At 57.6% G+C, this 25113-nt stretch carries 27 protein-coding genes, 1 tRNA gene and 2 pseudogenes; 24 read left to right on the forward strand and 6 right to left on the reverse strand.

Annotated elements, in window-relative coordinates:
* Positions 1 to 157 precede the first annotated feature (157 nt).
* The 24 genes from QPJ95_RS14110 (at position 158) to QPJ95_RS14225 (ending at position 20914) form a co-directional block, all read left to right on the forward strand.
* Positions 158 to 724 carry a terminase small subunit gene (locus tag QPJ95_RS14110; RefSeq protein ID WP_270920390.1) on the forward strand — a complete coding sequence of 189 codons (567 nt, stop codon included), beginning with the start codon at positions 158 to 160 and terminating at the stop codon, positions 722 to 724.
* Positions 721 to 2667, forward strand: a complete 1947-nt coding sequence (locus tag QPJ95_RS14115; protein ID WP_270920391.1) for a phage terminase large subunit family protein — start codon at positions 721 to 723, stop codon at positions 2665 to 2667. Before QPJ95_RS14110 ends, QPJ95_RS14115 begins: the two co-directional genes overlap by 4 nt.
* A 13-nt stretch (positions 2668 to 2680) precedes the next feature.
* Positions 2681 to 3208, forward strand: a complete 528-nt coding sequence (locus tag QPJ95_RS14120; RefSeq protein ID WP_270920392.1) for a hypothetical protein — start codon at positions 2681 to 2683, stop codon at positions 3206 to 3208.
* Positions 3208 to 4809 carry a phage portal protein gene (locus QPJ95_RS14125; protein ID WP_270920393.1) on the forward strand — a complete coding sequence of 534 codons (1602 nt, stop codon included), beginning with the start codon at positions 3208 to 3210 and terminating at the stop codon, positions 4807 to 4809. Before QPJ95_RS14120 ends, QPJ95_RS14125 begins: the two co-directional genes overlap by 1 nt.
* Positions 4772 to 6832, forward strand: coding sequence for a phage major capsid protein (locus QPJ95_RS14130; RefSeq protein ID WP_270920394.1), 2061 nt, complete (start codon positions 4772 to 4774; stop codon positions 6830 to 6832). Before QPJ95_RS14125 ends, QPJ95_RS14130 begins: the two co-directional genes overlap by 38 nt.
* Before the next feature lie 70 nt (positions 6833 to 6902).
* The gene (locus QPJ95_RS14135) at positions 6903 to 7112 is read left to right on the forward strand and encodes a hypothetical protein (RefSeq protein ID WP_270920395.1); all 210 of its coding nucleotides are present in this window, start codon (positions 6903 to 6905) and stop codon (positions 7110 to 7112) included.
* On the forward strand, positions 7112 to 7423 hold the full coding sequence (locus QPJ95_RS14140; RefSeq protein WP_270920396.1) for a head-tail joining protein: 312 nt from the start codon (positions 7112 to 7114) through the stop codon (positions 7421 to 7423). The genes QPJ95_RS14135 and QPJ95_RS14140 overlap by 1 nt, the downstream gene beginning before the upstream one ends.
* A 4-nt stretch (positions 7424 to 7427) precedes the next feature.
* Complete coding sequence (locus QPJ95_RS14145; protein ID WP_270920397.1) at positions 7428 to 7979, forward strand: phage tail protein; 552 nt, start codon at positions 7428 to 7430, stop codon at positions 7977 to 7979.
* A 2-nt stretch (positions 7980 to 7981) separates the two neighbouring features.
* Positions 7982 to 8515, forward strand: coding sequence for a hypothetical protein (locus tag QPJ95_RS14150; RefSeq protein WP_270920398.1), 534 nt, complete (start codon positions 7982 to 7984; stop codon positions 8513 to 8515).
* Complete coding sequence (locus QPJ95_RS14155; RefSeq protein WP_270920399.1) at positions 8512 to 8937, forward strand: phage baseplate assembly protein V; 426 nt, start codon at positions 8512 to 8514, stop codon at positions 8935 to 8937. The genes QPJ95_RS14150 and QPJ95_RS14155 overlap by 4 nt, the downstream gene beginning before the upstream one ends.
* Entirely contained in the window at positions 8937 to 9230 is a 294-nt protein-coding gene (locus tag QPJ95_RS14160; protein WP_270920400.1) for a PAAR domain-containing protein, read from the forward strand. Before QPJ95_RS14155 ends, QPJ95_RS14160 begins: the two co-directional genes overlap by 1 nt.
* Before the next feature lie 55 nt (positions 9231 to 9285).
* The gene (locus QPJ95_RS14165; protein ID WP_270920401.1) at positions 9286 to 10968 is read left to right on the forward strand and encodes a nucleotidyltransferase family protein; all 1683 of its coding nucleotides are present in this window, start codon (positions 9286 to 9288) and stop codon (positions 10966 to 10968) included.
* A gap of 477 nt (positions 10969 to 11445) precedes the next feature.
* A complete protein-coding gene (locus QPJ95_RS14170; RefSeq protein ID WP_270920402.1) occupies positions 11446 to 11784 on the forward strand; it encodes a GPW/gp25 family protein in 339 nt (112 codons plus the stop codon).
* Between the two features lie 26 nt (positions 11785 to 11810).
* The gene (locus QPJ95_RS14175) at positions 11811 to 12683 is read left to right on the forward strand and encodes a baseplate assembly protein (RefSeq protein WP_270920403.1); all 873 of its coding nucleotides are present in this window, start codon (positions 11811 to 11813) and stop codon (positions 12681 to 12683) included.
* Complete coding sequence (locus tag QPJ95_RS14180; protein WP_270920404.1) at positions 12676 to 13242, forward strand: phage tail protein I; 567 nt, start codon at positions 12676 to 12678, stop codon at positions 13240 to 13242. The genes QPJ95_RS14175 and QPJ95_RS14180 overlap by 8 nt, the downstream gene beginning before the upstream one ends.
* Entirely contained in the window at positions 13239 to 14297 is a 1059-nt protein-coding gene (locus tag QPJ95_RS14185) for a hypothetical protein (protein ID WP_270920405.1), read from the forward strand. Before QPJ95_RS14180 ends, QPJ95_RS14185 begins: the two co-directional genes overlap by 4 nt.
* 2 nt (positions 14298 to 14299) lie before the next feature.
* Positions 14300 to 14725 (forward strand): hypothetical protein, encoded by a 426-nt coding sequence (locus QPJ95_RS14190; protein ID WP_270920406.1) that lies wholly within the window; start codon positions 14300 to 14302, stop codon positions 14723 to 14725.
* An 89-nt stretch (positions 14726 to 14814) separates the two neighbouring features.
* Positions 14815 to 16011, forward strand: a complete 1197-nt coding sequence (locus QPJ95_RS14195) for a phage tail sheath C-terminal domain-containing protein (protein ID WP_270920407.1) — start codon at positions 14815 to 14817, stop codon at positions 16009 to 16011.
* On the forward strand, positions 16011 to 16517 hold the full coding sequence (locus tag QPJ95_RS14200) for a phage major tail tube protein (RefSeq protein ID WP_270920408.1): 507 nt from the start codon (positions 16011 to 16013) through the stop codon (positions 16515 to 16517). The genes QPJ95_RS14195 and QPJ95_RS14200 overlap by 1 nt, the downstream gene beginning before the upstream one ends.
* 9 nt (positions 16518 to 16526) lie before the next feature.
* On the forward strand, positions 16527 to 16811 hold the full coding sequence (locus QPJ95_RS14205; RefSeq protein WP_270920409.1) for a phage tail assembly protein: 285 nt from the start codon (positions 16527 to 16529) through the stop codon (positions 16809 to 16811).
* A 114-nt stretch (positions 16812 to 16925) separates the two neighbouring features.
* The gene (locus QPJ95_RS14210) at positions 16926 to 19316 is read left to right on the forward strand and encodes a phage tail tape measure protein (RefSeq protein ID WP_270920410.1); all 2391 of its coding nucleotides are present in this window, start codon (positions 16926 to 16928) and stop codon (positions 19314 to 19316) included.
* A gap of 11 nt (positions 19317 to 19327) precedes the next feature.
* Entirely contained in the window at positions 19328 to 19726 is a 399-nt protein-coding gene (locus QPJ95_RS14215) for a phage tail protein (protein ID WP_270920411.1), read from the forward strand.
* The gene (locus QPJ95_RS14220) at positions 19695 to 19916 is read left to right on the forward strand and encodes a tail protein X (protein WP_270920412.1); all 222 of its coding nucleotides are present in this window, start codon (positions 19695 to 19697) and stop codon (positions 19914 to 19916) included. Before QPJ95_RS14215 ends, QPJ95_RS14220 begins: the two co-directional genes overlap by 32 nt.
* Positions 19907 to 20914, forward strand: a complete 1008-nt coding sequence (locus tag QPJ95_RS14225) for a contractile injection system protein, VgrG/Pvc8 family (protein WP_270920413.1) — start codon at positions 19907 to 19909, stop codon at positions 20912 to 20914. The genes QPJ95_RS14220 and QPJ95_RS14225 overlap by 10 nt, the downstream gene beginning before the upstream one ends.
* A 143-nt stretch (positions 20915 to 21057) precedes the next feature.
* Here QPJ95_RS14225 and QPJ95_RS14230 read toward each other — a convergent pair.
* From QPJ95_RS14230 to QPJ95_RS14255, 6 genes and pseudogenes are all read right to left on the reverse strand, one after another.
* A tRNA-Cys gene (locus tag QPJ95_RS14230) sits at positions 21058 to 21131 on the reverse strand.
* Between the two features lie 97 nt (positions 21132 to 21228).
* Positions 21229 to 22491 (reverse strand): tyrosine-type recombinase/integrase, encoded by a 1263-nt coding sequence (locus QPJ95_RS24070; RefSeq protein ID WP_390923817.1) that lies wholly within the window; start codon positions 22489 to 22491, stop codon positions 21229 to 21231.
* Positions 22479 to 22719: pseudogene (locus QPJ95_RS24235) on the reverse strand (hypothetical protein); the annotation flags it as partial. The pseudogene QPJ95_RS24235 and the gene QPJ95_RS24070, both read right to left, overlap by 13 nt.
* 137 nt (positions 22720 to 22856) lie before the next feature.
* The gene (locus QPJ95_RS14245; protein WP_270919766.1) at positions 22857 to 23138 is read right to left on the reverse strand and encodes a hypothetical protein; all 282 of its coding nucleotides are present in this window, start codon (positions 23136 to 23138) and stop codon (positions 22857 to 22859) included.
* Between the two features lie 643 nt (positions 23139 to 23781).
* Positions 23782 to 23892, reverse strand: a pseudogene (locus tag QPJ95_RS14250) (integrase core domain-containing protein); the annotation flags it as partial.
* A 237-nt stretch (positions 23893 to 24129) separates the two neighbouring features.
* On the reverse strand, positions 24130 to 25113 hold the full coding sequence (locus QPJ95_RS14255; RefSeq protein ID WP_270919767.1) for a LysR substrate-binding domain-containing protein: 984 nt from the start codon (positions 25111 to 25113) through the stop codon (positions 24130 to 24132).

Genomic DNA, 25113 nt, shown 5'->3' on the forward strand with positions numbered 1-25113 from the left:
GTATACGCAGAAAATTATGTGTGCGTGCCGCTGGGGCTTGGGGTTGTTGTTTATATAGATCTGGCAAGTACATGAAACGAATATGAAAATTCGTTTCGAAACACCAAATCACCTCGCTCTTCGAGACAAACAGGTTTGATATTCATAAGAGGTTCAAGTGACTGTAAAGAAAAAGAAAACACGCGGTTTGGATGTAAACCGAACTGAGTTGGCGAAAATCTTCGGGGTGTCACTTCCCACCGTTGAAGGCTGGGTCCGCCGTAGCTGTCCTGTGGTGCAACGTGGTGGGCGCGGTCGCGCCTGGACGTTCAATACTGCCGAGGTGCGCAATTGGCGCGAAGATGATATCCGAGCCGAGGCGAGCCACACCACACACGCCAACAAAGACGAGTTGATTTTGCGCAAGCTAGCTGCAGAAACCGAACAGGCAGAGCTGGATCTGGCAAAAGCCAAAGATGAGTTGGTCCCGGTCGAGCAGCTGGAGCGCGCCTTGACCAAGGCCTTCGGAGAGGTGCGGGCGGGCATGCGCAATGTGGTGCCTGGCCGAGCTGCGCGCCGGTTGATTGGCGAGACGGACGAGACCAATTTCAAGGCGGTTCTGCTGGAAGAGATCGACCACGCGCTCGGTGCGCTGGCTGATGATGATCTGATCAATGAGGCAGACCTCGAGCTTGAAACCGATGAGGGTGACAGCGCCGAGGGCGAAGGGGCGAAAGGTGCGTGAACGCCCGGGCTGATTTTTCCAATGCCCGCGCTGTTATTCGTGCGGTTCGGCGTGCGCGGTCTTTTCTGCGACCGCCGCCGAATCTGAAACCATCAGAATGGGCCGAGGCCAATATTCAAATCCCGGTCGGCAATGCTGTGCCTGGGCCGATGCGGTTTGATAATGCGCCTTATCAGCGTGAAGTGATCGACATGACCGTCGAGCCGAGTTGCAACCGCATCACGCTGATGTGGGGGGCGCAGGTCGGCAAGACACAGACGGCACTGGCCGCCCAGGCCTACCGTATCGGATTTAATCCAGTTTCTCAGCTGATGATGCAACCGAGCCAGGGTGATCTGACCACCTGGCTGGAAACCAAATTCAATCCTCTGGTCGATGCCAACGAACACTTGCAAGAACTGATTGCCAAACCCCGCGGGCGGGATGGGGTGAACAACCAACGCATGAAGAGTTACCCGGGCGGGTTCCTCATGTTCAGTTGGTCCGGATCACCTAAGACCATGCGCGGCCGGTCTGCGCCGTTTATCGTTTGCGATGAGACCGATGGTTATGACCGCACAGATGAGGGCCACCCGGTTGGCCTGCTATGGCAGCGGGCCGCAACCTTTGGTGACCAGCGCCTCTTGCTGGAAATCAGCACGCCAACGATCAAGGGCGCTAGCTGGATTGAAAGCGCATTCGAGGAAGGGGATCAGCGCTATTTCCATGTGGTTTGCCCGCACTGCGATCACAAGCAGGTTCTGAAATGGTCCCAAGTGGATTGGGATAAAGACGACAACGGCCTGCATCTGTCAGAGACGGCCACTTATTTGTGTGAGGGTGAAGGCTGCGGGACAGCTTGGAATGATGGCGAGCGTTGCGCTGCCATCAGAAATGCCGAGCGTTTGGGCGGTGGCTGGATCGCCAAGAAGCCGTTTCGCGGTCATGCGTCATACCATCTGCCTGAATTGTATAGCTGTTTTCGAAACCTGAAAGACATTGTTCAGAGCTTCCTGGACAAGAAGGCGGCAGGGGATCTGCAAACCTTCGTCAACGTTTCATTGGCTGAGACGTGGGAGGAGGAAGGCGACAAGCTCGAGGCGGACACCCTGATGGCCCGGGCCAAAGAATTTGGGGCGCAAGCCCCGATGGGGGTTGGTGTTGTGACTGCTGGCATCGACATGCAGGGTGATCGGCTGGAGGTGGAAACCGTTGGCTGGGGACTGGGCGAAGAATCCTGGTCGCTTGGCTATAAAACCCTTTGGGGCGACCCGTTGCGACCAGATGTGTGGAAAGAGCTGGACGAATTTCTAGAGGAAACCTGGACCCATGAGACTGGGGTCGAGCTGCGGATCACAGCGGCCTGCCTCGATACAGGAGGCGAGGCGGGCTACACGCAGGCGGCCTATGATTATGCTAGGGCGCGACTTGGTCGAAAGCTGTTTGCCATCAAGGGTGTTGGTGGCTGGGGCCGTCCCATTGTCACCGCGCCCAGCAAAATAAAGCAACGCGGGGTGCGGCCGGTGCAGCTATTCTCGATTGGTGTTGATGAGGCCAAGGTGGTGGTGGCACAGCGCGCCCGGATCGCCGAGCCGGGGCCGGGATACAATCACTTCCCTCTGACCCGAGATCCAAACTGGTACGATATGTTCACCGCCGAGGCCCTGCGCACCCGGAAGGTGAAGGGGTTTACCGTGCGTGAATGGCACAATGTGCGGCCCAGAAACGAGGCCTTTGATTGCCGCGTTTATGCCTATGCAGCCCTTCGCATCTTAAATCCCAATATCCCGCGCCTGGTGCGGGCGCTGGAAGAGCAGGGCCGGGACATTGAATTGCCAGAGACGCCCGAGGCTGACGCTGCCCCTGCGGAAAAACCGCCAGAGGCAGGGGAGGCGCCACTATCGGAGACTGCGAGAAAGCGCCGGTGGAAGCCTAAGAGCAAAAGGCGGCGGCGCGGTATCTGAATAGGGCGTGAATGTGAGCACTTTACCCGGCGAAATCGGGGCAGGGGTGACCTTTAAGGTTACTGCTTGCCTGCCTGTTTACCCTGCCCCGGATTGGTCGATTGACCTGATCCTGCGCGGTCCCAGCCAGATTGATATTAGCAGCGTCAGCAATTTTGAGAATCACGAGCTGCGCGCCGCTGCCTCTGTCACCAAGGGCTGGAAACCGGGGCGATATCGCTATGAGATCCGGGCCAGCAGCGACGGCGATGTGGTCACAGTTGAGACTGGTGAAGTCAAAATAGCACCTGATCTGGCGGCGCAAGTCGAGGGCTATGACGGGCGCGACCATGTGCGCCGGGTTCTCGATGCCATTGAGGCGGTGATCGAGAACCGGGCGACCATCGATCAGCAGCACTACCAGATCAACAACCGCTCGCTGACCCGGACGCCGATGTCTGATCTTTTGAAACTGCGTGACAAGTACCGCGCCGAGCTGGCGGGGCAGAAACGCGCCCGCCGGGGTGGCGGGCTTGGTCCTCGATACAAGGTGCGGTTCTGATGTTTGGCAAGCTGTTTTCGCGATCCGCCCCAGTGCAGGAGGCGACGGCCCGCAAGACCCCGCCAATGCTGGCTCGCCAGCGCCGGTCTGGGCGCACCCGCAATTTCGACGCGGGGCAGAATGACCGGCTCACCAGTGGCTGGACAAATACCCCGCTGCCTGCGGATCAGATCATTCGCCGGAACTGGCGCACCCTAGTGGCGCGGTCTCGCGAGCAGGCCGCCAACAACCCATATGGCAAAGCCTTCCAGCGCAGTGCGCGCCGCAACATCGTTGGTCAACAGGGGCTGGTGCTGCAAGCCAGCAGCAAGGATGGCAGCAGCGGCACGCTGGATCAGGGCGCCAATCGCGCCATTGAACGGGCCTGGAAGTCCTGGTGCAAGGCGCAGAATTGCGATGTGACCGGGCGCCGGTCTTTCCGCCAGATCCAGAAAGAGCTGATCAACGGTTGTGTCACCGACGGCGAATTCATGGTGCGTTTTGTTTATGGACGGGACGCCGGGCCATGGGGCTTTGCCCTGCAGGTGCTGGACCCTATGCGCTGCCCGGTGGACTTGGACGAGGAAAAACGCCCTGGTGGTGGGTTTATCCGGGCGGGCATTGAGTACACCAAGCTTGGCCGACCCATTGCCTATTACTTCACCACGCTAAGCCCGAATGAGGCTGACTATAACTATGGTGGCCGTGGTTTTGTAAAAGTGCCGGCCGATGAGATCGTTCATTGGTTTGAGGCTGATATCGTGGGGCAAAAACGGGGCCTGCCCTGGATGGCCACTGCCCTGTGGCGCATGCACCAGCTGGGTGAATTTGAAAAGTCAGCCTTGGTTGCGGCTCGTGACGGCGCCAACCGGCAAGGGTTTATCGCTTGGGAAGATGGCCGTGGGCCCGATCTTACCGAAGATGAAGCAGAAGAGGGCATCGAGATCGAGAGCGAGCCGGGTATTTATCAAAGCATACCAGGTGGCGCGAAGATTGTTGACAGCAATTCCCAGTATCCCAACGGCGAAATGGCGGTGTTCTCCAAGCATATGCTGCGGGGTGTCGCCAGCGGCTTAGGTGTTGCTTACAACGATCTGTCCAATGACCTTGAGGGCGTGAACTTTTCCAGCATTCGCCACGGCATGCTGGCAGAGCGGGACCATTGGAAAGAGCTGCAGGAGAGCCTGATCGAGAGCTTTGCTCTGCCGGTTTATGAGCGCTGGCTTTCCTTTGCTCTGCTGGGTGGTCGCATCACGCTTGAGAACGGCTCACCTCTGCCAGCGGCCAAGCGGCAGAAGTTCATGGATGTGCAATTCCAACCTCGGCGCTGGGAATGGATCGACCCGGCCAAGGATGTGAAAGCCGACGTTGAGGCGATGGACAACCTGATCAAATCGCACGGCCAGGTGATCCGCGAACGCGGGCGAGATCCCCAGGACGTCTATGCCGAGATCGCAGCCGACATTGAGGGCATGCGTGCCGCAGGCATCTCGGAAGACATCATCACCGCAGTCATGACAGGAAAACTCAAAGGAGGGCAGGGCAATGGCCAGCAAGGCAGTACCCCCCAAACCGGAACCCCCGGTGAAGACAACGAAGACGGAAACAACGCGGGCGACTGAATTGATTGGCCGGTCGCTGACCCGAGACATCACACCAGAACAGATCAACGCAGGTGAGCAGGGCGCCAGCCGTGGGCTGTTGCGGACTGTTGAGGTTGGCGCCATCGATGAAGCGGCGCGCACAGTAGAGCTGGCCTTTTCCAGCACCACGCCCGTGTTGCGCTGGTTTGGCGAGGAAGTGCTGTCGCACAAGCGCAAGGCGGTGAAGCTGCAGCGCCTGAATGACGGCGGCGCGGTCCTGGTTGGCCATGACTGGGACGATCAGGTTGGTGTCGTTGAAAAAGCCCGCGTTGATAGCGACCAGATGGGGCGTGCGGTTGTCCGGTTTGGCAACAGCCCCCGGGCGCAAGAGATCTTTCAGGACATTGTCGATGGAATCCGGCGCCATGTGTCGGTGGGCTACACGGTCAGCAAGATCGAGGAAGAGGTGCGGGAGGGGCGGCCAAACCTGGTGACGATCACCGAATGGGAACCCTACGAGATTTCTATCGTGTCGGTGCCCGCTGACCAGAGCGTTGGTGTGGGGCGGGGTGCGGAAAATCCGCCAGAGGGAAGTGGCGCGCCTGCAGGGCAAACTGCGGGGAATGATACGGGCGCGGATGGCTTGCCCGCTGATACTCAACAGAGGGAACTCAAGATGAACACCATCATTACCCGCGATGCCAAGGGCGATAAGGTTCGGGCCAAAGTGGATGAAAACGGCGAAATCGTCGAAATTATTGAAGTGCTCGAACGCGCTAATCCAGGTGTTGGTAGCGATGTTGAGGCCGCTGCTGTGATCCGTGGTCGTGAGCAGGAGCAGACCCGCGTTCGTGAGTTGACCGAACTGGGTGCGGCCTATGACGCTGGCGATCTGGCCATGCGGATGATCACAGAAGGCAAAGGCGTCGAGGACATGACGCGCGATCTGAACGACCATTTGCACCAGCGCAGCACTCAACGTCACCTGTCTGATAACAGCGACATTGGCCTGACCGATGCCGAGGCCGGGCAGTTCTCCTTTATCCGGGCCATGCGCGCTTTGGCTGACCCGACCAATCGTCGCGCCCAAGAGGCCGCGGCATTTGAATTTGAAGCCTCTGATGCAGCTGCCCAGAAAATGGGCCGGGATGCACAAGGTGTCATGGTGCCGACCGAGGTTCTGACCCGTGCGCTGAACACTGATAGCAGTGGTTCCAGTGCTGGTGATACTGGTGGGTTTTCGGTTGGCTCTCCTCTGTTGGCGCAGAGCTTTATCGAAATGCTGCGCAATCGCGCTGTGCTGATGCGCCTTGCCACACCGCTTGGTGGGCTGACCGGCAACCCTGATATTCCAACGCAGGAATCGGGTGCCTCAGGGTACTGGATCGGTGAAAACGATGATGCGCCGGAAGATATCCTTGGTCTGGGTCAGCGTCAGATGAGCCCCAAGACCGTGGCGGCCTATTCGGAAATCACCCGCCGCACCCTGAAACAATCCAGCCTGGATGTTGAAGCCCTGGTGCGCCGTGACCTTGCATCGGCTCTGGCACTGACTATCGACCGAGCCGGGTTCTACGGGTCTGGTGCGGGAAATGAGCCGCTGGGGATCAAGAACACCAATGGCGTGAACGCCATCGACTTTGCAGGGGCGGCATCTGGCGGCGGCGTCGCGCTGCCGACCTGGAGCGAAGTGATCCAGATGGAGACTGAAATCTCGGCGGACAATGCCGATGTCAATTCGATGGCTTATGCGTTTAACGCCCGTATGCGGGGGCACTTCAAGAGCACAGAGAAATTCGCGAGCACCAGCGGCCAACCCATCTGGGAAAACGGTAACTCTGTGAACGGCTACCGGCCCGAGGTGACCAACCAGATTGCAAACGGCGATCTGTTCTTTGGTAATTTTGCAGACTTGATCCTTGGCATGTGGGGCGGCCTCGACATCACCGTTGATCCGTACACCGGCAGCAAGAAAGGCCGCCTGCGGATTGTGACGATGCAGGATGTGGACTTTGTGATCCGTCATGCTGCGAGCTTCTGCTACGGCTCCGACGCCTCCTAAGCTGCTGGGTTGAAAACTCTGGCGGGCTGAACCGGCCCGCCGCTTTATCTGTCAAAACAGAGGACACAGAATGTCAAAAACATCCGATTATACAGTCACCAGCTCGTTTGTCTGGGACAAGAAGATCATGAAACCAGGCAATCCGATTGCCTTGACTGACACGCAGGCCGCACCGCTGAAAGCCCGGGGTAAGGTTGAACCGGGCAAGCCACCAGCAAAGAAAGCACCCGCCAAAACCGCCGCCAAACCGGCCGCCAAAACTGAGGGCGGCAAGGACTGATGTCTGCCCCACCTTGGGAAAATCCTGACGCCTTCCTGCAGCTTGACGATTTCGCCCTTGAGGCGATGGTCACGCCGCAGGGGGGCGTTTCCCGTTTGATCCGGGGCATCTTTGACGAGCCCTATCTGAATGCCCAACTGGGAGAATATGATGCGGATGTCGTTGATCCGCGCCTGACCTGCAAGGCTGCTGATGTGGCTGATCTGGCGGCTAAGGACGCGGTTCAGATTGATGGGACCCCCTATTACCTGCTGACCGGGCCGCAGGCTGACGGCACCGGCTTTGCGGTGCTGCGCCTGGCGAAAGGGTAGATAGATGCTGGCGTTTGACTTTGACACGAGCGAGATGAAACAGATCGCTGATGAGTTCGATGCCAGCGAAAAAGATCTGCGGCATGCCTATTCCCGTGCTCTGCGGCGCACCGCGTCCACCATGAAAACCCGGGGCCGCAAGGGGCTGCGCACTGAGCTGGGGCTGCGCAGCGCCGCCGAGCTGCGCAAGCGTCTGCAAGGATTTAGGTTCAAGCGTGGCAAGGCGATGGGCGAGGTCCGCATGTGGTTTGGTTTGAACGATATGCGGGTATCGGCGTTCAAAGGTCGCGCCACCCGCACCGGCGCCGGGGCCTCATTTGCCGGGCAAGATTTTGACGGTGCATTTGTTGGACGAAACGCAAAGGGGCGGCAAACGGTCATGCGGCGCGTCTCCAAATCCCGCTGGCCGGTCAAAGAGGAGCGCATGGCCATTGAGGACAAGGCGCAGATCTACATTGAAGACGAGGTTTTCGATGAGATCGAAGAGGTGTTTTTCAAGAATTTCCGCGCTGAGGTGCGATCACGGACGCTCTATCGCGTTGGCAAAAGGGACTGAGCATGGCGGATAATATCGACCTGGACCAGCTGCACGATGCAATCCTGACCAGGATCAGAGAGCAGTTTCCCGACCTGCAAACCGTCGAGGATTACGGCGCTGACCGCAAAGACCTTTTGATGCCTGCGGTGTTGCTCGAGCTGGTCGACATGGAAGCGGACCCGGATAGTGACCCAGGCACCGAACAGCTGGCGGTGGTGACCAAATGGGCCGCGCGGGTGGTTTTTTCTTTCCGGCAGGAAAACCTCAAACGGGAGATCCGCAAACTGGCGGGGGCTCTTGGTGTCTTGGTGCATGACAATCGCTGGGGCCAGTCCGTGAACCCGGCAAAGGTCACCGTGATCGGGCCTGACGCTTTTGACCCGGCCTTTGACAATTTTGAGGTCTGGGCGGTTGAATGGGATCAGCAGGTTGATCTGGGCGCAAGCGTCTGGACCGGCGAGGGGGTCACGCCGGAGCGTGTGATGGTGGGCTATTCGCCTGATACAGGACCCGGCCAAGATGGCGCATATACAGAGCTGGACAGCACCGCATGACTTACGCTGCCAGCAGAAATGAGCAGGCCCGCGAGGGTATCGTGCGATTTGGTGTTGTGACAGCGGTCGATGCCGGGGCCGCACGCGCCAAGGTCAGTTTTGGCGGCGACAGCGAAAGCGCTTGGCTGCCCTGGATGGCCGAGCGCGCCGCCGCGATCACAGTCTGGGCGCCAGTCTCCATTGGCGAGCAGGTTGTTGTGCTGTCTGAATCGGGGGAAACGTCGCAGGGGGTGATCCTTGGCTCTGTGTTCAGTGATGGAAACCCGGGGGCAGGGTCAAGTGAAACTCTGCACCGCGTCAAAATTGGCGGCTCCTCGATCACTATCACCGGCTCAGCAATCACCTTGTCCAGCAATGGATCAACCATCGTTGTGGACGCCGGAGGTGTCACCATAAACGGCGCCCGGATTGATCAAAACTGATGCCTGCGGTCACACGAAAAGGAGATAGCTGCACGGGGCATGGAGCCTTTTCTCCACGGGCCAGTACTGGCGGCAGCGGCAATGTGCTTGCCAATGGTATTTCCGTGCATCGCCAGGGAGACGGCTGGGCAGCCCATTGTATTCCGGGGCCGCTGTGTCATGGCGGCAGCCTTGCCTCCGGCTCCGGCTCAGTGTCCGCCAATGGTCAACAGTTGGGCCGGATTGGAGAACCGGTCGATTGTAGATCATCGGTTGCGGGCGGGTCAGTTGAGTTTTTGCGGAATGAAAGGTAGTGTCTAAATGCCGTAGGACTGTCACAGCGGTTTATAACACGAAATGGATTTTACGATGAGCTTTACAAAGCTAGATGTTCCAGTTTCCGTTCAATCCGTAAACAAATTTGTGAGTCTTAATGCGAAACTTTTCGAAGAAACGCTGCGGGATATTCGCAAGATGATAGAGTGGGCGGTAAGGGCGGAGAGAATTGTAAAAATATATGGACGAGAAGATCGGCAAGGTGGTGATAAATTTAAAAATGTTAGGAAAATAGCGGGCAAGTTTAATTCTTACCACAACGAGAAAAGTAATTCACATGGAAGCCTGTGGGAGATTCCGGACATTATAGGTTTTACGGTCGTTGTTTCATATCCATCGGATATTGTTGCCATTTGTAGAATTTTGGACAAATTAATCGGACAAGGTTCCATGCGCGCCGATAAAGTTCGAGGGGCTCATGTTGACGATCGCGAAAAAGCGCAAATTGATATTGACCCAGAATATGGTCGTGTACTCTCCGATCGGGGGTACTTCGCTTGCCACTACAATGTGAGGCAACATTCATACAACGAAGCTACTTCACCGATATGCGAAATTCAAATTAAAACAGCCATGCATGATGCCTGGGGGGCGAAGACCCATGACTTAATATACAAATCTCCCGCTCCATTTGATCCTAACCTATTGAAAAATTTCGAGGCATTGGGAGATGTTCTAGCTCAGATCGATTGGCAAAGCGATCTTTTGAGAGACACGTTAAGCAATGTTTCTAGGGTGAGAAAAAGTAAGAAGAACGCAATCAACGAATGTGTGATGAGCGACATGTTCGAAGAGGCAATGAGTAGCATTCAGAAGAAATTTAGTAAAACGAAGGATGGCATTGATTTTAAAGAGAGTTTGTCCAAGGTATCACTAGATACCTCGTATGAAGAAGTCCGAAAGGTTGAAACCCAAATTATGTCTCTGTCCAATCGGAGCGCCGTAAATTACTCTTTTGAAAACTTTGCTCCGTTTATTGCACATTATTTTCTGGCTAGAAATGCGAACGACCGGGTGGCTCTCAGAAAAGCAGAGCAGGGGCTGGCTTTGTGGATGGAGAAAATTGAAGATCCGTTTGAGCAAACTTTTGCTTTCGCAAATGTGGCCCTTTTCAAATTCTTCAGTGGTGATCGACTCGAAGCAATTGACGAAACAGAGGCGGCCGTATCTGTTTTCAAACACATCAAGGTTCCGGAGGAAAACACAAGGGAATACGAGAAATATTGGAGACGCGGAAACTCGATTTATATATCTCTCGCTTATTATTACGCTGAAATTATTGGAACACACGATGGGCGACTGGCGGAAGCAAAGATAAACGCTGAAAAGTACCTCGGTCAGAGCCTAGATGCGCGGGCGCGCTTGTCGACCTGCCCAAACAACGCGCTTGTTTCTGATGATGATCTTCGAGAATGCGTAAATTTCGATCAAACGATGGAGAAGATTTCAGAAGACTTCTTGATTTCACGGGGGAAGTTGTCCGAGGGAGAGTTGCAAAAACTCACTAATCGTGAAGTAGAGGCAAACTTCCAATGTATTGATTGTGAGTTGTTCGTCCGCACTCAACTCGCTGATAAAATTTCAGTTATTGAGGAGATTAGAACGAAACTAAATGTCTTGCATGAGGCTCCGCCAGTGAGGATCGCCGCATTGGCGGAGCAATTATTTCAGTTTCACGACTACTGTCTCAGACAGCGTCTGGCAGAACTAGAATGATCATTTCCGGGTTGGGTCGTCTTTCCAACCATATGGGTATGTCATTTTGTCTCCTTTCTAAACCTCAACGTGGGGCCAAGGCCCTATGTTGAGCTTACCATATATTCTACGTGCCACGACATCTTGTGGTCATGGATGAGCGAGTTCACATTTTGCTCGAGTGTTCCGGCTAATCCGAAGTTCCACTTTAGCCAATGACGCTAAGGTAGGTCAATAATGGCTTTCAACTCTGCAACAATACGTGCGGTCTTTGGCTTATTGTGTCGAGGCACTCATTTTGAAACGTCAGTCTAAGCGCCGATGGTTGAATTAGCGTTTCCTTTTCTGTCAGTAGTGTCGAGAAGGCAGGTGAATTGAACTGGACGAAGGTTCGTAAAGTCCGTTGAACAGTCGTAGAGATCACTTGCACGCGTTAGAGTGTCTATGCTGGAAAACCGCCAGAGGTCTCTCCGCTGATCCTGTGACCATGATCGCAGCATGAATGGCATTGACGCATCCACTGGTAAAAGCATCTCGGGCCTGGCGCATTTGCGCCAGTCTGTGCGCGATATTCTGACCACCCCTATTGGCACCCGGGTGATGCGCCGGGACTATGGCAGCCGGTTGTATCGGCTGGTTGATGCGCCCATGAACGACGCCACCCGCCTGGATATGATGGCCGCCACCTATGAGGCGCTCGAGACCTGGGAGCCGCGGTTAACGGTCGATCTGGTGGCGGTGGACATGCTTGAGCCTGGTGGTGTTACCGTCTCAATTGAGGGGCAATATCTGCCGACAGGCCAGCAAGTCACCCTTGATGGCATTGAGGTGCGCTGATGGCCGGTGGTTTCACAGCGATTGATATGTCCCAACTTCCCGCACCAAACGTGGTGTTGCCGGTGAGTTACGAGGCCACGCTTGCTGCAATGCTGGCAGATCTTCGCGCCCGCGATCCTGTCTTTGACGCTCTGGTTGAGAGTGACCCGGCGTATAAAATTCTGGAAGTCGCAGCCTATTACAAAACGCTGACGGATCAGCGGGTCAATGATGGCGCCCGCGCGGTCATGCCCGCCTATGCAACGGGCAGTAATCTGGACCAGATCGCCGCGCGTTTTGGTGTCGAGCGCCTGATCATTGACCTAGGTGATGCGGAGACACTGCCACCAGTGTCGCCTGTGCTGGAAAGTGACGAGGATTTCCGCCGCCGCATGTTGCTGGCGTTTGAGGGGCTGAGCACCGCTGGCCCTGCCGGGGCCTATATCTTCCATGCACTGGGCGCGGACGGCGATGTCGCGGACGCCAGCGTCCAGAGCCCGGCGCCAGGTCAGGTGCTGGTTTCAATCCTGTCGCGCACTGGCAATGGCAGTGCAGGCGCTGAATTGGTTGCTAATGTGATGGCCACTCTCAACGCCGACGATGTGCGGCCGCTGACAGATCAGGTGACGGTGCAAGCCGCCACAATCACCGATTATGCCATTACGGCCATGCTGACGGTGTTGCCCGGCCCTGACAGCACGGTGGTGCGCCAGTCAGCCGAGGATGCCGCTGTGGGTTACGCAGCTGCCCAACACCATCTTGGCCGCGATGTCACTCTGTCCGGCCTCTATGCTGCCTTGCACCAGCCGGGCGTCCAGAATGTGGCGCTGGCAAACCCGGTGGCGGATATCGTGATCGGCGAGGCGCAAGCGCCCTATTGCACTGGCATCACTGTAACCGTGGGGGGCACCGGTGCCTGATAGTCTGCTGCCCCATAACGCCAGTAGCCAGGAACGCGACATCGAGGCGGTCACCGGCCCGGCATTGGCACCCGCAGTCCTGTTGCAGGCGCTCTGGGATCCGGAAACCTGCCCCGAGGACCTGCTGCCCTGGCTTGCCTGGTCGTTCTCGGCCGACAATTGGGACCCAACTTGGGCCGAGGAAGACAAGCGGGCGGTGATCGCCGGCTCTGTTGAGGTGCATCGCCGCAAAGGCACCGTCGGCGCGGTGCGCCGCGCGCTCACCGATGCGGGTTATGGCACCGCGCGCATTGTCGAAGGCAAGCCCAGCTCGCTCTATGACGGCACCGTCCAATATGACGGCGCTGAGATCCACGAAGGCCCGGATCACTGGGCTGAATACCGGATCTATCTGGACCGCCCCATCACCATAGATCAGGCCGCCCAGGTGCGCGAGATCCTGACCAATGTTGCCCCGGCTCGCAGCCACCTCAAGGGGTTGTACTTCACCGAAGCCGCCCACCGCTACAACGCCGACATCGCGTATGACGGCAGCTATACTCATGGAGTTATCCAATGACGAATTTGCCTGAGGCCGCCGCTTGGATTGCCGGGATCTATCAGATCGAGCAGAGTGACCCGGTGCTGGGCGGACCGCCCAATATCGAGACCGGCGCCGGAATTGCCAACGTCCAGGCGCAGCAGCTGGCCGAGCGCACCGCATGGCTGAAGACGCAGATCGCGGCGGCGGTGGCCACTGTGATCAGCACCGGCACCGGGTTGAGTGGCGGCGGTGCCATTGACACGGGCCTGACGCTTGTCGCGGATCTGGCAGATCAGGCTGTAGCCGAGGCGGGCAGCAATAATCTTCAGCTGATGACGGCGCTGCGCACCAGGCAGGCCATCGAGGTGGCGATCAATGCGCTGGTCGGCGCCGCCCCGGCGCAGCTCGATACGCTCAATGAGCTGGCTGCAGCCATCACTGATAATGGCGATACCTCGGCGGCGCTAACCGCCCTGATCGCGGCCAAACTGGATGCCGCGAATTATACGGCGGCAGACGTTCTGGCCAAGCTTCTGAGTGTTGACGGGGCCGGGTCCGGGCTGGACGCCGACATGCTGGACGGAAAAAACTCGGCGTCTTTTGTTCAGACGACGCGCAATGTCAGTACCGGCACCGGGCTGTCAGGCGGCGGAACTCTGGGGGCTGATCTGACAATATCGGCGTCTATTGCAACCCAGGCTCAAGCTGAAGCAGGGACAAACAGTAACGGGCTGATGACCCCGGAGCGGGTGGCGCAGGCAATCGCCGCCCTGCAGAGGCCTGATTACGACAGCGGCTGGGTGTCGGGATGGACCGCGCCGTTTTCGGTGCTGCACGGTCTGGCCAGCACCCCGATGCGATATCAGTGGATGGTGAAATGCCACACAGCAACAAACGGCTTTGTTGTGGGCGACGTGATCATGGTGCTGCCTTACTCCGATGGCGACGGGTCGCGGCGCAGGGCCACCCATGCGGACAGTAGTGCCATTAATATCCACCAAGAGCCGAACGGTGGCAGCACGAGTGGCGGTGCGATCATCACCTATGGCGCAACCAAATTCGACATTCGTGCAATCGCCTGGAAGGAATAATCATGCCAGCTGAAGACATCCAAACCACGCATTACATATTCAGCAAAGCCACGGGGTTCTATGTTGGTGAGGTTCTGGGCTCTGCGGCACAGATTGCCCAGAATGCCGACTGGGAGGTGCGTCTGGCGCCGCCAGAGCCTGTCGTATCGACAGACCCCAGTGATTACCCCCTGACCCCTGCCCAGTTCGGCTGGCTCTTGGCCAAAAGCGGGCTGGAGGATGATACCGAGACTGTGCTGACTGCAGCCAAAGCCTCGGACCGGGATCTTTATGCGGAGCTCAAGTTCAATCTGAGCCAAAACGCCTTCCGCTTTGAGGTGACGATGGGGCTGGTGGCTCAGATGATCGCTCTTGGAGCCCTCGCAGATACCCCTGCGGTGTCTGAGGCGACCATCGGGGATCTGTGGCTGTTGGCCAAGGATAAGTAGAGCCGCCAACCAGTCGGAATTCCGCCAGAGGGAATGACACGCTGGGCCGTGCAATATCACGGCAACACGCATACAGCAGCGAGGTTAAAATGGCTGGTTTTCTTCACGGCGTCGAAGTGCTCGAGATTGACTCAGGCCCGCGCCCAATTCGAACTGTTTCAACGGGTATTATCGGCATCGTTGGCACCGCCCCGCAGGCTGATGCGGTTGCATTTCCGCTGAATACCCCGGTTTTGATCGCAGGCAGCCGCCTTGAGGCCGCCAAGCTGGACGCCACCGTTGATGGCACCGGTGGCGGCACATTGTCTGGTGCGCTGGACGGTATTTTTGATCAGATCGGCGCAGTGGTCATTGTGGTGCGCGTCGAAGAGGGCATCGACGAGACGGCAACGCTGGCCAATATCCTTGGTGGTGTAAACGCGGGCACCGGCCAGTTTGAGGGCGTGCATGCGCTGTTGGGCTCTGAGAGCGTTGTTGGTCATGCGCCGCGTATTCTTTGCGCCCCCGGCTGGACCCATCAGCGCCCCGGTGACCTGGCCAACCCAGTGGTTGCGGAGCTCGAGGGCATTGCCGACCGCATCGGCGCGATCATCGTGGCCGATGGGCCGAACACCACGGACGCCGCCGCACAGACCTATGCGGGCGACTGGGGCACCACCGGGCGGATCTATGTGATTGACCCCTGGGTCAAGGTGCTGGCCAGCGACGGCAGTATCGTCGATGAACCGGCCTCTGCCCGGGTTGCGGGGGTGATCGCGCGCACCGACAACGATATCGGGTTCTGGGTGTCGCCGTCCAACAAGGGCATTTTTGGCATCATGGGCACCTCGCGTCCAGTTGACTTCAAGCTGGGCGATCAATCCAGCCGCGCCAACCTGCTGAATGCCAATGCGGTGACAACCGTCATTCGACAAGACGGCTTTCGGCTCTGGGGCAACCAGGTGCCGACGGGGGATGCAAAATGGCAGTTCCTTTGCGTGCGCCGCACCGCCGATGTGCTGAACGAAAGCATCCAGCGGGCGCACCTCTGGGCTGTTGATCGCGCAATCACCAAAACCTACGTCGAGGACGTGGTCGAAGGGGTGAATGGCTTCATTGCCGGGCTGGTCGCACAGGGTGCCTTGCTCGGTGGCAAGTGCTGGGCGGATCCGGATCTCAACACCGCCGCCAGCATCCAGAACGGGCAGGTCTGGTTCAACTTCGACTTTACCCCGCCTTATCCGGCCGAGCGGGTCACGTTCCGCTCACATCTGGTCAATGACTATATCGCCGAGGTATTTGCATAATGGCTATTCGTAACATCCTGAAAAACTTCAACCTGTTCATCGATGGCCGTGGCTTCGCGGGCGAACTGGGGGACTACACCCCGCCCAGCCCATCAGTTGCAGCCGAGGAATACCGCGCGGGCGGCATGGACGGTCCAATCGATATCGATATGGGTATGGAGAAAATGACCACCAGCTATGTCCTGCGGAATTATTCCGCTGACGTGCTGGCGCTTTGGGGCATCGTCCCCGGCAAGCTGATCCAGGTGACCGCACGCGGCGCGCTGGAAAGCGAGGACGGCACGGTCACGCCGGTTGTTCACAATATGCGCGGCAAGATCCTGCAGCCGGATCGCGGCACCTGGTCACCGGGGCAGTCCGCCTCGATCACCATCAACATGACGCTTGAGGCTTTCAAGGAAACCATCGGCGGCGTCAGCGTGACAGAAATCGACGTTATCAACATGGTTCGCATCGTCGGCGGGGTGGATCGCCTGGCTGAACAGCGCGCGGCACTCGGCATCTAAGGATACATTATGAACGAACTACCAGAATTCCTCGCGGAGGGCGAAGACGGCTCTTTGATCGTCACCCTGGCGCGCGGCATCGATGTCGATGGTGCAAAGCGCACATCGCTGACCCTACGTGAGCCCGCTGTCTCGGACATGTTGGCGGCCGACAAAGCTGCCAAGGGCCAGAGCGCCATGAGCGAAGTGATCCTGTTGGCCAATCTCGCGGAGATCGCACCGGAAAACATCCAAAGCGCCAGGATGCGGGATTATGGCCGCCTGCAGGCTGCGCTGGGTTTTATGAATGGCTGACGCCTGATGTGGCACGTGCCGGGGTTCTGTCCCTGGCGCGTTTCACCGGGTGGTCAGAGGCAGAGATTACAGGAATGCGGGTGACCCGCTTTTTGTGGTGGATAGAGGGCATCAATGGGCAAGCAAAGACTTAGCGCCGAAATCACCATTGGCAGCGTCCTCGAGAATTCTTTCAAAAAGAATGTCGGTCTGATCCGGTCCGGTTTTGACAAGGTCGGCGGCAGCATCAGTTTGGTGAAGGCACGCCAGCGCGAGCTGACGCGCGACCGAAACCTGTTGAAGAAACAGGGCAAATCCGTTGAAGCGCTGGACCGGGAATATGAAGACCTTGAGCGCACGCTCGAGGATCTGGTCCGCAAGCAGCGCCGCTGGGAGCGGGCCATGCGCGACAGTGCCCGCGTTGGCGAGACCTTTGGCAGAATGACCTCAAACATTGGCCGTATGGGCCGCCGGATGGGTGTTGGCCTGACAGCTGCCGGAGCAGGTATTTTTGCCCTGACCAGTTCAACCGCGGCCTATGGTGACACTGTCGCCAAAACAGCCGGCAAACTGGGCATCGGTATCGAGGCGCTGCAGGAATACCGCTATGCGGCCGAGCGGTCCGGCGTCTCAGCCGAGAGTTTTGATAGCTCCCTGACGGCGATGCAAAAGCGCCTGGGCGAGGCGGCGCAGGGCACTGGGGCTGCTAAGAAAGCCCTGGATCAGATCGGGCTGAGTGCTCAGGATCTGGTGAAAATGGGACCTGCAGACGCGATGGCGGCCATTGCTGATAAGATGCAACTGATCGAAGCCCCAGCGGAGCGCGCGGCCATCGCTGCAGCCCTGTTCAGCCGCTCCGGCATTGGCATGGTGAATATGCTGGGCAATGGCTCTGAGGCACTGCAGCAGCTGCGTGAGGACGCCCGAAAAACCGGTTATGTGCTAAGTGAAGACGCGGCCCGGGGCGCCGAGGCCTTTGCTGATGCCCAGCTTGATGCGCAGCTGGTGGTCAAGGGTTTGAAGAACACCATTGGTTCCGAGCTGATGCCGGTGGTGACCCGGTCGATGAAGAGTTTCAGCGCCTGGGCGATCACCAACCGCGATGACATTGCCGATTTTGCCCGCACCGCCTCGGAAAAGCTCGAGGCGGCTCTGCCGGTAATCGGGCAGGTGGCCGAGGGCATGGGCCGTGTTAGTCGCACCATCGGCACGGTGGTGACCAAAGTGGCCGAAATGACTGGCGGCTGGGAAAACTTTGGCGTGGTGATCGGCGGGCTGTTTGCCGCGCGTACCATTGGCAGTATCGCCAGCTTTGGTCTGGCCGTTGGCCGTCTCGGGGTCTCGCTTGCCAGCGTCACAGGGGCCGCGCCACTGGTGGCTAAGGGTATTGGCATGATCGGCCGGGCATTGCTGCTGAACCCCATTGGCCTGGCCGTCGCCGCCATCGCCGGATCTGCCTATCTGATCTATCGGAACTGGGAAAAAATCGGGCCGTGGTTCGGCGAGCTGTGGGATGGGGTCAAAACCACCTTCCAGGGTATTGGCGGTTTTATCAGCGGTCTCTGGCGCGGCGATATGGACGCGGCCGCCGCAGGGCTTGTCACCGCTTGGGATGGAGCAAAAAGTTACCTTTCCACGATCCTCAATGGCATCGGTGGGGTGTTCAAGTTCGTCTGGGAGAACGGGATCAAACCGATCACAGATATGCTCGGGGTGACCCGCCACATCACTGAGGCATGGGATGCGGTCGGAACTGTCATTGGAAACGTGATTGCTGGAATCGGGGCCGTGTTGCGCACCGGATACGATGGAACCATCGGCCCTGTGATGGAGGCTCTGGCGGCGACGGGCGGGATTGCCGGGGCATGGGGCGAGGTCAAAGCCTCTATCGGTGCTGTGGTCGACTGGCTGGGCGAAAAGTTCGATTGGTTGATGGGCAAGCTGAAACCGGTGCTCGATGGGTTGACCTGGTTGCGGGACAAGGGCGCTGGCGCAGTCGATGGTATTCAGGGCGTAGGGTCTGCTGTTTCGAACTGGTGGAACGGCGAACCCAGCTCCCAAACTGCGGCAAGCCCCAAAAACATCTCCGGCTCCTTTCTGGGGGGTGATATTGGCCGGGGGTTCCGCCGTGTTGGAGAACAGGGGCCGGAGACCATTTGGAATTCCAAGGGCGGCTATGTGGCCCATGCCAGCGCAACCGAGCGATTGAGCCGGCTCTCTGCCCGCGCCGCGCCTTTGATGTCTGCGCTGGGCGGCGGTTTGCGCCGGGCGATGGACCAGGCACAAACGGTAGCAGCGCCAGTGATGCAGCAGGTTCAGCAGGCGGCCCAAACTATGACCCCGGCCATGATACCAGCACTGGCGCCAGCCGCGCAGCCTGCGCCGGTTATTATCCATGCCCAGATTAATGCACAGAATATGTCTGTTTCCGACCTTGCTGATGAGCTGGAACGCCGGGGGCGCGCTGCGCAGGCGGGGGCGCTTTACGACAATGCGCATGACTATGGCCAGTACGGGGGCGGATGATGGCGGGAACCATGCTGCAGCTGGGCGGCTATCAATTCAGCATCGACAATGCGGCCTATCAGAGCCTGAACCGGTCCAGCGCATACCGCTGGGCAGCGATTGAACAGGTTGGCGCAGCCGACGCTTTGCAATTTACAGGGCTGGGGCCAGATACAATCAATCTGCAAGGGGTAATCTATCCTCACTTCAAAGGCGGGTTGGATCAGCTGAACCGCATGCGTCGGACTGCAGAGTTGGGTTTTCCTCTGCCGATGATGGCGGGTACCGGAAAAGTTATGGGCATCTGGGTCATAGAAGGCGTGCGCGAGGGGCAGCGTAAGTTTGCCGCTCAGGGTACGCCCCTGCGACAAGACTTCACCCTCAACATCAGGAGATATGATGGCGGACTTCGCAGCCTCCTACCGTTCTAAAGACGGCGAGATCCTGGACGAGATCGTCTGGCGTCACTACGGCAACCGGGTACCGAGCGCGCTGGAAACCGTGCTCGAGGCAAATCCTGGCCTGGCCGACCAAGGCCCCGTTCTGCCAATCGGCACGCTGGTGCAACTGCCAGTGATCGAGGTCCCCAAGGAAGCCGAGACGGTGCGCCTATGGGATTGATCGATTTCCTGCCATTCTTTCGCATCACGGTTGATGGGACGGACATCAGCAGCACCCTGGCATCGCGCCTGGTAAACCTGACACTGACCGATGCTGCCGGGGTGAAATCCGACCAGGTGCAATTCACCCTGAGTGACACCGCTTTGTTTGGTAAACTAGTTGAGCCGAGCGCCGGTGCGGAAATCAAGGTCTGGCTCGGCTATGCGTTCCAGTTGAAATACATGGGCCTGTTCATTGCGGATACCGTTGAGATGCAAGGCCCGCCGGACCAAATGACGGTGACGGGCTATGCCTCTCTGACTGGGGAAAGCAGCAGCGGCAAAACGGCACTGACGGATCAGAAAAAGCGCAGCTGGCCAGACGGCACGACAATTGGCGACCTGGTGGCAAAGATCGCCGGAGAACATGGGCTGCAGGAGGCCGTGTCAAAGAGCCTCGCCGCAATTGCATTGGCCCACATCGACCAGATTGACGAAAGCGATATCAACCTGTTGTCGCGGGTGGCGCGGGACCATGACGCCATCGCCAAACCCGGTGATGGTCGCATTGTCATGGCCAAGAGGGGCGAAAGCCTGACCGCATCGGGGCAGCCCATGCCGAGTTTGCTGCTGACGCAATCGAAGGTGAGCCGCTGGCGTTACCGCAACAGCGTCCGGGACGCTGTCGGATCTGTGATCACGGTCTACCAGGACCTTGGCGCTGGGCGGTCGCAAGAATGCCGGGCAGGCGAGGGTGACCCCATCCGCCGGATAAAGCGGCGCCAGCCAAACCAGGCCGCGGCACAGCGGGCAGCTGATGCAGAGTTGAAGCGATTGAAACGGGCAGGGCGGTCATTCTCTGTCAGCATGAAGGGGAACCCAGATGCGATGGCCGAGGCCAAGCTGTCAGTTGCCGGATTCAGATCCTACATTGACGGCGAATGGCTGATCACACAGGCGACACACACACTGGACAGTGGCGGCTATCGCACAAAGGTCGAAGCAGAGCCGTTGGAGTGACGTTCGAACCCCAGTCGAGCCATCAAACGCTTACTGGTGAATATACCGGGGAACAGAACGGGACCGAAACATGAATGTTGCGAAACGTGTTGCGAACGTTTTTTTCGGCGCTTGGGAATATCGTGTAAGTGATTGATTTTAAATGGAGGCGAGTACGAGAATCGAACTCGTGTACACGGATTTGCAATCCGCTGCGTAACCACTCCGCCAACTCGCCTTTTCAAGACCTTATATGTGGTTCACGGTGGTCCGCCACACAGTCTGCCACACCTTCTATTTATGTTCTGTTCTGTTCGCAAGTGTCAAAACAACAATCAATCTCGGAAATCTTTAGACCTTAGAGCATGTACTTTCTGACGCACTGTCCGGGTGTAATGCTGTACCATTTGTGGGCTTTGCAAAGTTACTGCAGCTATCGTTTCATCATCGGCACCAGCTAGGCAGAGTTCGGTTGCCGTGGTGTGTCTCAGGGCGTGAATGTCATATGCCTCAGCGCCGATCTGAAGCCGGATCTTCATTACGCCATCGGACGCACCAGGATATGACCAAGGGCCTGTGGCGCGGTAATTTGTCAGGATGAATACGCTGCGCTTCTCCGTATTAGACAGGGCAATGCTGAGGTGAGATGTCAGAGGGACCCGAAGGTCTTTCTTCGTCTTGTTCTGGGGCAGCACTATGCCGCTGTCCTGAATGTCGCCCCACTTCATTTTCAGAACATCGGCAATGCGTTGGCCGGTGCCTATGCACATCTCAATGACAAGCAGAGAACGATCCTCTGCAGTGCGCCGATAGGCTTCAATCTTGTCTTGTGGCCAGGGCTTCCGATCCTGTTTTTCGTATTCTATTGCCTTGATTCCCTTGGCCGGGTTTTCCATTTCCTTGGTTCGCAGACCCATGTCCTTGGCATGTTCCATTAGGATTTTCATGACCGTCAATCGGTAGTTTGCAGCATGTGGGGTCTCTTTCTTCGCCCAGGCGGAATGCCAGGATATGACGTGGTACCGCTCGACGTTGCGCGGGAGCAGATGGGTCATCTTCTTTTGAAAGTAGGCAATATGCTTGTCATACTCTTTCTGGGTGCGCTGGGCGAGATCGGTATATTTAGGGCTGGCGAAATAATGGCGGATTGCTGCAGCCAAGTCTTTGCCTGGCGCCACCGGCGCTGGATCGTTCATCATGCCGGGAAATGACCGACTGCGAAGGCGGGCGCGCTCTGGACCTGGCGACATGCGGTGAACACGGTTCCAACGCCTCCATACGTCGCTGTCTCGTTCTGGCTCCTGCAGGCGTTGTGTCTCAGTCAACTCAGGGAGACCTCTGGTGTACCAGCCGGTTGACTTATAGGCCGGTTCACCAAACCAGAAAGGCTGCACCAATTGCGGGGAAGGCAGATCCGAGGGCATTCGGTCACGGGCGAGGTCGTTCATGTCTGGGTTTTCGATGGCAACGCGCCCAATTGGGCCGTTCCAGAAGGTCGTGAAAATGCTGATCCCGAGTTCGAATTCAGAGCGCATGCTTTCCCATGTGCGGCCCTTAGGGAGCTGCTTTGGCGGCGTCCATTTGCCCGGGCCTCTCATCCAGCGGCGGCCGGATCGGCAGAGTCGGGTGCAGGGTGGGTGCATAACTGCCAGCAAATCCCAGCCTTCCGACAATATGCCGTCCCGTATGTCGCACACGAAATGACGATTGGAACCGTCTTCTGCCTGTTCAACATCACATGACCAAAAATCATGACCGCGCTCAGCAAAGGCACGGCGTGCAATGCCGCTTGTCTCGCAACCGATCAGAACTTTCAGTGGTTCCATGTCCATGTCCATGTCCATGTCCATGTCCATGTCTTGGGTTCTCTTGTCGGACGAAAATGCGGGGGCGTGGGTGGGGATTTTCGGAATGGGTTTATGCGCCCCCTCAGCGGCGCCCGCGTCACTGATTATGAAAGTCATCATGCGGCTGGAGGAAGATCAGAGCATCGAGCCTGGATGAGGTTGCGGGTCTTTGCCGTGACGCGCTGCATGCACTTCTCGATTTCGGTTGGCTCAGTGGTGGGCAGGCGGCGTTCGATCAGGTGAGCAGCGCGCAGGCGGCTGGTGTTGATGCTCTGACCGCGGGCGGCATTAAGTGTAGCCCAGGCCGTGGTGAATTGGGCTGGGTCATCGGTGTATTCTTCTGGCTGCAAAGCAACGTTGCGGGCCGTTTCAATGATCATTTTTTGTTGAGCAGACATCTATCTCCCCTTCATTTTGCAGTCCCTTTGGATACGAAATTTCTGTATCAGTCAGGCTTGAGTGCGAGAATTTCGTATATCTCCCCATTTTTGGGAGCTTGATGGATCGCGCGAAATAGGAATAAAGCATGAACATCTGGGCGAACCGAATGCTATCCAGGCTCGTAGCCAAGTTTTTGTTGCCGTTTGGCGTGAATTTGAACTGGGTGTTCGCACCCTTGGTTTGGTGGTGTGTTAGTCGAGGTGCTTCAGTATCTCTTGAAGAACGTCGGAGGGCCGTCGAGCGGGATCTCCGCCGAGGATGAAATTAAAGTCGACCTGGAATGCAGAGAGAAAATAGGTCATTAACCGCACTGATGGTGAGCCAGCTTGCTCTTGCGAACGAAATGTCGTGTATTTAATACCCGCGGCTGAGGCGAGCTCTTTTTGGCTGAAGCTCGACATCATGCGGGCCGCAACTAGGCGTTGATGAATGGCCTCAGGGGAGGTGTCTTGTCGCTCCCTTCGACCCGTGCAGGAAATGCACCCCTACCGGTGCAGGAGATGCACCCATGAGCAGCCCCACTTGGGTGGTCCAGTTTGAAAGTTAGTGCATGGTTGGCCTTTGGTCCATCGGTACGATGGCCTCAGGCACCGGTGGGCGTTAGCCCAGGGCACTGTGGGGTCGTTTGGCGTTGTAGTGTTTCCTCCAGCTTTCGATGATGATTTGGGCTTCGCGCAGGGAATAGAATATCTCGCCGTTGAGCAACTCGTCTGCTACCCGGCAGCACATGCAAAGCATGTGTGAGAGGGCCGCATTCGCCCGTTGAAACTTTCGCAGTATCCGACATACCCCCTCTCGGCAGATTGCTTTGCAATCGCCTGTCGGCAATGGACGCTCAGAAACCTTCATCTGGCTGCGCATTGCTTGAATGTCCGCACTGCGGGACAAACGGGCGCTCAAGCAGTGCTCTTGGCCAGCGGCGATGGCCTCGAACAGTTTGATGCGCGGTTACTGATCCAACGACCAGGCAGCCTCGGAGAGCTGGGTCTTCAGATGTGACACAAACGCCTCGATCCGAGCGGCTCGAACTGAGCGGGGGTTCATAAGGGCGACAACATCTGCGTCCGGCAATCTCCAATCCGGCAGGACGGACAGCAGCCGACCTTCCCGCAAGTCATCGGCGACGCTCCATTCTGATCGTTCAATGATGCCAAGGCCGCCCAATGCCCAGCCTCGGATCACTTCGCCGTCATTGCTTTCAAAACTTGGATGTATGCGGATTAATTCTGTGTCTCCGCTTGAGCGGGTCAACGACCAAAGCGTAACGTCGGCCTGATCTTCCCTCACCACTCCGATACGATGTATAGGCAGATCATTTGGTGTTTTTGGCAGACCATGTCGAGACGCATAGCACGGCGCGGCGCAGAGAAGGCGGCGGTTTGGGGCAAGTTTTTTCTGGACCAGGTCCAAATCGGGTAATCTTCCGACATGAATGAGCACATCCCAGAGGTTAGTCCGCATTGCGCCCCGGGGATCTTCGGTTAGGGTCAAGGAGGGCGCCAGCTCGGGATGTTCAAGGGCGAATGCTGCCAAGATAGGCGCAATTTTTAACCGCCCAAAACCAAACGGGGCCACGATGCGAAGCGGGCCCGCTACAGCACCACGGCGCTCTGCCAACTCCTCGGCCAATCCGTCGAGATCGGTCAAAATAGCAGCGCTGCGTTCGGCCAGAAGCCCGCCTTCAGCTGTGAGGCGCAGACCTGCGGGTCCTCGGTCAGCCAGCTTCAGTTGTAATTTTTGTTCTATTTGGGCTAGGCGCTGAGTCACGGCTGGGGGCGTGACATTCAGCACCCGCGCAGCTGCTGCAAGCGACGGAGCCGCTGCGACGGCCTGAAAGAAACGAAGATCGGTTAAGCTAAGCATTAACCAAACGCTTAATGTGATTGTTAGAACGGGTAAATGTGCAATCACTCTTACAACCGATAAACGCAA

It is taken from the genome of Parasedimentitalea psychrophila (assembly GCF_030285785.1).
GTDB lineage: Bacteria > Pseudomonadota > Alphaproteobacteria > Rhodobacterales > Rhodobacteraceae > Parasedimentitalea > Parasedimentitalea psychrophila.

What these genes read in the sequence shown, in the direction of transcription:
- QPJ95_RS14125 (WP_270920393.1), top strand. Translation starts at nt 3,208, where the DNA reads ATGTTTGGCAAGCTGTTTTCGCGATCCGCCCCAGTGCAGGAGGCGACG.
- QPJ95_RS14135 (WP_270920395.1), top strand. Translation starts at nt 6,903, where the DNA reads ATGTCAAAAACATCCGATTATACAGTCACCAGCTCGTTTGTCTGGGAC.
- QPJ95_RS14140 (WP_270920396.1), top strand. Translation starts at nt 7,112, where the DNA reads ATGTCTGCCCCACCTTGGGAAAATCCTGACGCCTTCCTGCAGCTTGAC.
- QPJ95_RS14145 (WP_270920397.1), top strand. Translation starts at nt 7,428, where the DNA reads ATGCTGGCGTTTGACTTTGACACGAGCGAGATGAAACAGATCGCTGAT.
- QPJ95_RS14150 (WP_270920398.1), top strand. Translation starts at nt 7,982, where the DNA reads ATGGCGGATAATATCGACCTGGACCAGCTGCACGATGCAATCCTGACC.
- QPJ95_RS14155 (WP_270920399.1), top strand. Translation starts at nt 8,512, where the DNA reads ATGACTTACGCTGCCAGCAGAAATGAGCAGGCCCGCGAGGGTATCGTG.
- QPJ95_RS14160 (WP_270920400.1), top strand. Translation starts at nt 8,937, where the DNA reads ATGCCTGCGGTCACACGAAAAGGAGATAGCTGCACGGGGCATGGAGCC.
- QPJ95_RS14165 (WP_270920401.1), top strand. Translation starts at nt 9,286, where the DNA reads ATGAGCTTTACAAAGCTAGATGTTCCAGTTTCCGTTCAATCCGTAAAC.
- QPJ95_RS14170 (WP_270920402.1), top strand. Translation starts at nt 11,446, where the DNA reads ATGAATGGCATTGACGCATCCACTGGTAAAAGCATCTCGGGCCTGGCG.
- QPJ95_RS14175 (WP_270920403.1), top strand. Translation starts at nt 11,811, where the DNA reads ATGTCCCAACTTCCCGCACCAAACGTGGTGTTGCCGGTGAGTTACGAG.
- QPJ95_RS14185 (WP_270920405.1), top strand. Translation starts at nt 13,239, where the DNA reads ATGACGAATTTGCCTGAGGCCGCCGCTTGGATTGCCGGGATCTATCAG.
- QPJ95_RS14190 (WP_270920406.1), top strand. Translation starts at nt 14,300, where the DNA reads ATGCCAGCTGAAGACATCCAAACCACGCATTACATATTCAGCAAAGCC.
- QPJ95_RS14195 (WP_270920407.1), top strand. Translation starts at nt 14,815, where the DNA reads ATGGCTGGTTTTCTTCACGGCGTCGAAGTGCTCGAGATTGACTCAGGC.
- QPJ95_RS14200 (WP_270920408.1), top strand. Translation starts at nt 16,011, where the DNA reads ATGGCTATTCGTAACATCCTGAAAAACTTCAACCTGTTCATCGATGGC.
- QPJ95_RS14205 (WP_270920409.1), top strand. Translation starts at nt 16,527, where the DNA reads ATGAACGAACTACCAGAATTCCTCGCGGAGGGCGAAGACGGCTCTTTG.
- QPJ95_RS14210 (WP_270920410.1), top strand. Translation starts at nt 16,926, where the DNA reads ATGGGCAAGCAAAGACTTAGCGCCGAAATCACCATTGGCAGCGTCCTC.
- QPJ95_RS14215 (WP_270920411.1), top strand. Translation starts at nt 19,328, where the DNA reads ATGCTGCAGCTGGGCGGCTATCAATTCAGCATCGACAATGCGGCCTAT.
- QPJ95_RS14220 (WP_270920412.1), top strand. Translation starts at nt 19,695, where the DNA reads ATGGCGGACTTCGCAGCCTCCTACCGTTCTAAAGACGGCGAGATCCTG.
- QPJ95_RS14225 (WP_270920413.1), top strand. Translation starts at nt 19,907, where the DNA reads ATGGGATTGATCGATTTCCTGCCATTCTTTCGCATCACGGTTGATGGG.
- QPJ95_RS24070 (WP_390923817.1), bottom strand. Translation starts at nt 22,491, where the DNA reads ATGAGAGGCCCGGGCAAATGGACGCCGCCAAAGCAGCTCCCTAAGGGC.
- QPJ95_RS14245 (WP_270919766.1), bottom strand. Translation starts at nt 23,138, where the DNA reads ATGTCTGCTCAACAAAAAATGATCATTGAAACGGCCCGCAACGTTGCT.